Annotated in this window: 10 protein-coding genes and 1 pseudogene; 9 read left to right on the forward strand and 2 right to left on the reverse strand. The window is 38.1% G+C overall.

What is annotated here, in order from left to right; all coding sequences use genetic code 11:
- Positions 1-128 precede the first annotated feature (128 nt).
- The 7 genes and pseudogenes from ACH0QE_RS18015 to ACH0QE_RS18045 all read left to right on the forward strand — a co-directional run bounded on the left by ACH0QE_RS18015 (position 129) and on the right by ACH0QE_RS18045 (position 4,654).
- Positions 129-389 carry a hypothetical protein gene (locus tag ACH0QE_RS18015; RefSeq protein WP_415801876.1) on the forward strand — a complete coding sequence of 87 codons (261 nt, stop codon included), beginning with the start codon at positions 129-131 and terminating at the stop codon, positions 387-389.
- Positions 390-504: 115 nt separating this feature from the next.
- Positions 505-2,166, forward strand: coding sequence for an ATP-binding protein (locus ACH0QE_RS18020; protein ID WP_415801877.1), 1,662 nt, complete (start codon positions 505-507; stop codon positions 2,164-2,166).
- 209 nt (positions 2,167-2,375) lie between these two features.
- Positions 2,376-2,816 (forward strand): annotated as a pseudogene (locus ACH0QE_RS18025) (lysine 2,3-aminomutase); the annotation flags it as partial.
- Positions 2,817-2,827: 11 nt separating this feature from the next.
- Positions 2,828-3,109: a YokU family protein gene (locus ACH0QE_RS18030; RefSeq protein ID WP_415801878.1), complete on the forward strand. Its 282-nt coding sequence runs from the start codon at positions 2,828-2,830 to the stop codon at positions 3,107-3,109.
- Positions 3,110-3,238: 129 nt separating this feature from the next.
- Positions 3,239-3,430, forward strand: a complete 192-nt coding sequence (locus ACH0QE_RS18035) for a hypothetical protein (protein ID WP_023627685.1) — start codon at positions 3,239-3,241, stop codon at positions 3,428-3,430.
- A 119-nt stretch (positions 3,431-3,549) separates the two neighbouring features.
- Positions 3,550-3,771, forward strand: a complete 222-nt coding sequence (locus ACH0QE_RS18040) for a YozE family protein (protein WP_415801879.1) — start codon at positions 3,550-3,552, stop codon at positions 3,769-3,771.
- 184 nt (positions 3,772-3,955) lie between these two features.
- Positions 3,956-4,654, forward strand: a complete 699-nt coding sequence (locus tag ACH0QE_RS18045; protein WP_415801880.1) for a hypothetical protein — start codon at positions 3,956-3,958, stop codon at positions 4,652-4,654.
- On the opposite strand, the gene ACH0QE_RS18050 is transcribed toward ACH0QE_RS18045, so the two are convergent.
- Positions 4,651-4,821, reverse strand: coding sequence for a hypothetical protein (locus ACH0QE_RS18050; RefSeq protein WP_415801881.1), 171 nt, complete (start codon positions 4,819-4,821; stop codon positions 4,651-4,653). The two genes, ACH0QE_RS18045 and ACH0QE_RS18050, sit on opposite strands and share 4 nt — an antisense overlap.
- 135 nt (positions 4,822-4,956) lie before the next feature.
- On the opposite strand from ACH0QE_RS18050, the gene ACH0QE_RS18055 reads away from it, so the two are divergent.
- Both ACH0QE_RS18055 and ACH0QE_RS18060 read left to right on the forward strand, forming a co-directional pair.
- Positions 4,957-5,130, forward strand: a complete 174-nt coding sequence (locus ACH0QE_RS18055) for a YozD family protein (RefSeq protein WP_023627690.1) — start codon at positions 4,957-4,959, stop codon at positions 5,128-5,130.
- 171 nt (positions 5,131-5,301) lie between these two features.
- Complete coding sequence (locus ACH0QE_RS18060) at positions 5,302-6,072, forward strand: sporulation protein (RefSeq protein ID WP_415801882.1); 771 nt, start codon at positions 5,302-5,304, stop codon at positions 6,070-6,072.
- Positions 6,073-6,288: 216 nt separating this feature from the next.
- Here the strand turns inward: ACH0QE_RS18060 and ACH0QE_RS18065 are convergent, their stop codons facing one another.
- Positions 6,289-6,495 carry a hypothetical protein gene (locus ACH0QE_RS18065; protein ID WP_213368803.1) on the reverse strand — a complete coding sequence of 69 codons (207 nt, stop codon included), beginning with the start codon at positions 6,493-6,495 and terminating at the stop codon, positions 6,289-6,291.
- Positions 6,496-6,610 lie beyond the last annotated feature (115 nt).

Genomic DNA, 6,610 nt, shown 5'->3' on the forward strand with positions numbered 1-6,610 from the left:
TTTCAAAGAAGTCCATGATAAGACACCAATTTTTTGCTTAGAATGCCCAAAAGATATGTATTATAGCATTATACATAGATTGCATAAGAAAAAAATAAAGATTAATGATGGGCTAGTAGCGGGAAATTTTGAAAAGGTTAAGTTTTTTGGTTGAACCAGTTAGAGCAATTATTAACAAGACACTATATGCCGAGTTTCAATTGAAACTCGTAAACTATAATGAAGACGCTATTAATATATTTAATGAAATTAAATGTGAAGATTGTTTTATTTTTATGGAAAAGGTCCCGGAAGGTTTAGATACAGAGGATATAAATGTTGAACATATTAGTTTAAACGAGTTGGAAAAAATTAAATTTATAATGGGAATGAGTGAGGTTTATGAGTAAAAATATTATCGGTAAGGTATTATCTAGTTCACCTAATTCAATAATGTTGGAAATTGACACTTTAAATATATTTGAATAAAACAAAGGACATCTGCAGGTAGGAAAATACATAAAGGTGGCAGATGGTAATCATAATTATGTAGTATGCGTTATAAATAATGTCAAGATTATTAATTATGATGTTTCTTCAGATTTAAAAGTAATTATTGAAAGCCAGCCAATTGGCAACCTGATTGATAATAATTTTGAGAGAGGGGGAAATGTTCTCCCATTACCTACCGAGCCCGTGTACATATTAACTACAGGTGAACTTGATCAAATATTCAAAGCTAATGTTGACTATGATTTTCAAATTGGATTGCTCGTCCAGAATAAGGATATTGAAATTAAAATTAGTGGGGATAAATTCTTTGGAAAACATGTGGCCATTGTTGGTTCTACTGGTGCTGGTAAATCCTGTGCAGTTGCAAGAATCTTACAAAATGCAGTAGGAATTCAAGATGGAAGTAACCTATACTCATCTGCACAGAAAAACTCACATATCTTAATCTTCGATATTCATTCGGAATATGCTGCAGCGTTCACTTTAGAAAGTGAACAGAATTTTGGTCTTAATAATTTGACTATAGAAAATTTAAAACTCCCATATTGGTTAATGAATTCAGAGGAATTAGAATCACTATTTATTGAAAGCTCAGAAAGTAATTCGCATAATCAAATTTCTATATTTAAACAGGCGGTTATACTTAACAAAGAAAAATATAATAAGAACTTAAATGATGTAACTTATGATACCCCTGTCTATTTCAGCATCAAAGAGGTATACAATTATATAGAAAATATGAATAGAGAAGTTATTAGCAAAGTAAGCGGTGAAAACACTCCTAAACTCCTTGATGGTACATTAATACGGGATAGAAAGGATTATTATTTTGAGCAATTATACGATTTTATTCCTCAATCCACCTCTAAAGATACTAAAGCAAGTAATGGCCCTTTTCATGGTGAGTTTAATAGATTTTCATCACGCTTAGAAACGAAATTATCTGATAAGAGATTACGCTTCCTTTTGGAACCTAAAAAAGCAGATGGTACCCACTTTGGTTCTGAGGATTTTGAGGAAATCTTAAAACAGTTTTTGGGATATCTAAATAAGTCAAATGTTTCGATTGTAGATTTGAGCGGAATACCTTTTGAGGTTTTAAGTATTACTGTTAGTCTTGTTTCTAGACTAATTTTTGACTTTTGTTTTCATTATTCAAAATTACAACATGAAGATAACTTGTTGAATGAAATACCCGTTATGATTGTATGTGAAGAAGCCCATAATTATATTCCAAGATCAATGAATGCTGACTATAAGGCTTCGAAGAAATCATTAGAGAGAATTGCTAAGGAAGGACGAAAATATGGCTTAAGTTTAATGGTAGTTAGCCAAAGACCATCGGAGGTATCAGAAACTATTTTTGCTCAATGTAATAATTTTGTTTCTTTAAGATTAACTAATCATGGGGATCAAAATTATATTAAAAACCTAATGCCTGATAGTACTAAATCAATAGGAGAGATATTACCCAACTTAGCTCCAGGCGAATGTATAGTTGTAGGGGATTCAATCATCATGCCTACAGTAATAAAAATGGACAAACCTCACCCTGAGCCAAAATCACAGAGCATCAGGTTCAACCATGAATGGCAAAAGGAGTGGAAGGACGTATCTTTTAATGATGTTATTAAACGTTGGAAAAGAGAAATAGAGATAGAGTCGTTAGAATAGTTTGACAAATAGCAGGTTTTTGCTAAGTGAAAAAGTCAGTTATCTTATAAGATGTAAATCCGCTCTTCTCCGCGAATTATGGACCATTTGTGCTGCAGGTAATTTTCCAAATTTATTTCATCTTATGTCTAATTGATACTGCAAATTAGGATGATAAAAAATCATCTTGATATGCAGTTTTTTTGTTTTTAATACTTACAATAAAAAACGCAGTCCCGACCTTCGTAGTTGATGCGCCTGGCGGAGGCGGGAAAATCTCCTTGCAGCCAAATTACTTGATATCCCAGAGTCCGGAAAAAGTGGTCCTCCGCAACTTTGAGGGTGTAATCACCTCTTACCCAGAGCCTGAAAATTATGTTCCAGGCAGGGCTGAAGGTTACTTCAAACAAGTGTACCCAGACTATGAAAAGAAAAAATCGAACGCTGGAATCGCAGCTATTATGAACGACAGTGAATTCAACCTGATTCCTGAAGGACTTGGCAGGATCGACCGCAGGGAAAAGTATGAGGAAGACCCTGCACATGCATCCCTGAAGGATAAGCGTGAAAAACGTGATGAACTGAAGGAGAAGAAATTTATGGCACAGCAGAAAAAAACGACAGCTGAAGCCGCAGATGGGCAAGGCGTGGTCCCATCCACAAAGGAATAGGAGGTTGAAAGATGGGGAATTGCGAGTGGTGCAGCAGTGTAAATACCAAACCTGTAACTGACAAGGTCTATTGGGAGCTTCCGGATGGAACAAAAGCGATTCAAATCAATGAAACACCTGCCATCCATTGCCTTGACTGCCAAATGACATACCAGACCGAATTGATTACAAAGGAAATCGAAGACCAATTATTTTTAATCGATACGAAAAAACTTGGCAAAGTAGTCACCTTTGAGGAATTGATGGAACAACCAAGATTATTGAAGCGGAATTACTTTGATTTTTCATCTTGAAGTTGATGTGACATAAATAACCTTAATTAGAATGCTGTTCACAAAAGTTTCACACTTCCTTTTTATCCAGTTACTCCCTCCTCTTTATAATAGAGTGGGGAGTATTTATTTTGGAAATGGGGAGAGAAAATGTCTATCGCTTTATCTATCATGCTGGTAGCAGCAATGGTTGTCTTATTCTTTTGCGGATATTATGTAAGGCTGATCATTGAGAAATTTGGGATGAACTGGCTCCATGCCGTGCCAATCACCGTAGCGATTTTAATGTTCAATATCATATGGGCATTGCTGGAGATGGCGAAATCAGCCAGATGGCAATAACAAGGGGAGCACCTTACCTAATCGGAAGTGCTCCCTTTTTTGCATTAAAGTGGACGGACACTGAACAAATCCGTTATAGTATGGACAAACTTATTTTAACAATAGGCAGGCGTTCATATATGTATAAAAGCTTTTACCACTTTCTTATGAAATACCGGAGCAACAAACCAAAGGATGCTATCAGCAGGTTTGCAAATTCCGCATACGATGACCTCTCGTTCCCAAAAAACTCGGAGGATTATGATGAAATAAGCTCTTACCTGGAATTGAACGGACATTATCCAGAAAGTATGGCTGTTTTTGACGAAGCCTGGGAGGAATATTTAATAGCGGAAAGCTAATTAGCTCTTGCGGCGAACCCGCGAGAGTCTTTTTTATGATTTTTTTCAGGACAGTATTTTTTTACTGCCTCCCGGCAAGAGATAAAAGCTTCTTCCATTCTCCATCTAGGCGTAGCGATTTTCAGAAAAGTGCATATACTGTTGTAATCACAATTCACGACTCATCGTTGAGAGGATGGAGGAAATGGAAAAACGGAAGAAACCTAAGTTTAACATCGGTGATACAGTCGTGATCACTATTTATGGGACTGTGGGGAAAGTGACAGATGTAAAATGGCTTGACGGCCTTCATGTATATGAGATAAATAAGAGCGAGGGCTTGTATTTGGAAACAAGTTTGCAGATGCTCTCTGAATACGATGGGAAGCTGCTTGAAAAGGAGCAAATTGACATCGAATACAAATATTTTTTCGGAGACTTAGTGCAGGTAAAGGGATATGGTTCAGACCTATTTAAGGTTGTCGGTTTTCGTACAGAAATCTGGAGATATAAAGAAGATGCCTGGGAGGATGTCATTTATGAACTGTCCAGGATTAAAGATGGAGAATGGCTTGAAGCCGGGGAAGAAGAACTGACACTTGTTGCGGACTCGGACAGTGCAGATACGTTTATCCAGAAGCTTGGACTTTTGTTTTCAGCCAATAAAGAAGTAAAGCCATCCGTCAACCTCGAGAAAAAGTCTCATCAGCCAAGAGCAGGTGAAAAAGAAGAGTTGAGGAAAATTCATCAAAAGAGGATGACAATCGATAATCTTCTCGATTTATATAATGATTACAGAATTTTATATAAATGGTTCAAAGATGAAGAATACGCGCATGTCATGAGAGTCATTCTTCGCAAACTTTCAATGCTTGTTAACAATGATGGAAAAAGCCACGTTTAAAATAATCCTGCAAATTCAAGCAGCACATAAACAAGAAAAGGAATTCCCGCCAATTGGAAAACTTTAAATAGGAAATTCACTATGGTGCCAAACAATTCAATAACCATACTATCTTCTTTGTTCACATCCTCAACAAACATTTCGGCAAGAATACCCAGTCTCTCCATACCTGATCACTCCTAATTTGATTTATTCCATTCTATGCTTGTCCAAAAACAATAGAACAATTTTCAGAAAATTGGTTTAGCTTGGCATTAAACATCAGTGCTTCACATACATTTGGAATAAAGGGGGGCGAATCTGTGAAAGAGATTGAGGTTGTTATCGATACAGAAGAGATTGCTGAATTTTTCTTTCATGAACTTGTAAAAAGGGGATACGTTCCCACAGAGGAAGAACTTGAAGAGATGGCAGATATCACATTTGAATATCTGATCGAAAAATGTATTATCGATGAGGAAGAAGATATAGACTAAGTAAAGTACACTTTGTAATGGCAGGTTCTGATGAATCTGCCTTTTTATATTTTTACATGAAGTTAGAAAGGAAATTTTTTAAAAAAACGTTCTGTTCAGTGAAACTCTCTCAACTTATAATCGTATACATTAATAAGAAAGAAAAAATGTAAAATCAGGGAGGCAAAGGGTATGTCATTTTTTAATAAAGTTTTTGCCAGTGTTGGCATAGGTGCAGCTAAGGTTGATACGAAGCTGGAAAAAGACCGGGTGATGCCAGGAGAAGAAGTACGTGGCATTGTAGAAATTCGAGGGGGAAACACAGAGCAGAATATCGATGACATCTATTTGAGTTTACATACAACTTATATAAGAGAGGCAGATGATAAAAAGTATACTGCCACTGCCCAAATTGATCGTTTCAAACTTACGCAGTCATTCCTAATCAAAGAGAATGAAACAAAGGAAATTCCTTTCACTTTCAGGCTTCCGCTGGAAATGCCATTATCGATGGGCAGGACGAAGGTTTGGGTGACAACAGGGCTTGATATCAAAAACGCAGTTGATCCAAGTGACAAGGATTATTTGACAGTGGTGCCTAATCAGTTGATGCACGGGGTGTTTAACGCGATTAGCGACCTTGGCTTCCGACTGAGGGAAGCTGAGTGCGAGCAAGCCCCAAGACATCTCCGGAGAAATATGCCGTTCATCCAGGAGTTTGAATTCGTGCCCGCCTCAGGTCCATTTAGAGGACGACTGGATGAACTAGAGGTAATTTTCTATCCAAACAATGAGAACGAAATTGAGGTCTTGATGCAAGTTGACCGCAGAGCGAGGGGACTTGGTGGTTTCTTGTCGGAAGCGATGGGAATGGATGAAACATATGTAAGAATGAACATCCATGCCTCAGACCTTCCTTCATTAAAGCAGAACTTCCAAAACATGATAGAGCGATATTGTTAAGATATGAATCGGTACCAGCAAAAGACGATGAAGCATTGCTTCATCGTCTTTAATTGTTTACCAGGAATGATAAAATTATTTAGTTGTGTATAACTGCATGTAGTATGTCTTAATCTAGCTCCAGCGCCTAGCCCCTTGAGTCACTTGTCTAGCTGCGGCTTCTAACTCCTCGAGACGCTTCGGTCCTGCCAATGAAGTCAAAGAACGACTTCACTGTCAGGCCCTCCAGCGCTTGTCGGAGTTGAGCAGTCGCCTTCGCTTTTCGAATTGTCTAGTGTCGCCTCCTAGAAACTCCGAAACTTCAACTCCGCCGGCAGAAGCAAAAAGCGCTTCTTTGTCGGAGTCTCCAGTTTCTGCGTTTCTGGACAGTCGGCTATACTTTTCGGTTTCGGTCCGCCCAATGAAGTCAAAGAACGACTTCACCGGTCGGCCCTCCGAGGCACACGAAGTGCTAGACCCGCCAGCCACAGGACGTGGCGTTATAAGGCGGGCAGCGCTTGTCGGAGCTGAACGAGGCGCTTGCACTTTTTGTTCTTCC

Source organism: Mesobacillus sp., from assembly GCF_047739415.1.
In the GTDB taxonomy this organism is placed as follows: Bacteria; Bacillota; Bacilli; order Bacillales; family Cytobacillaceae; genus Mesobacillus.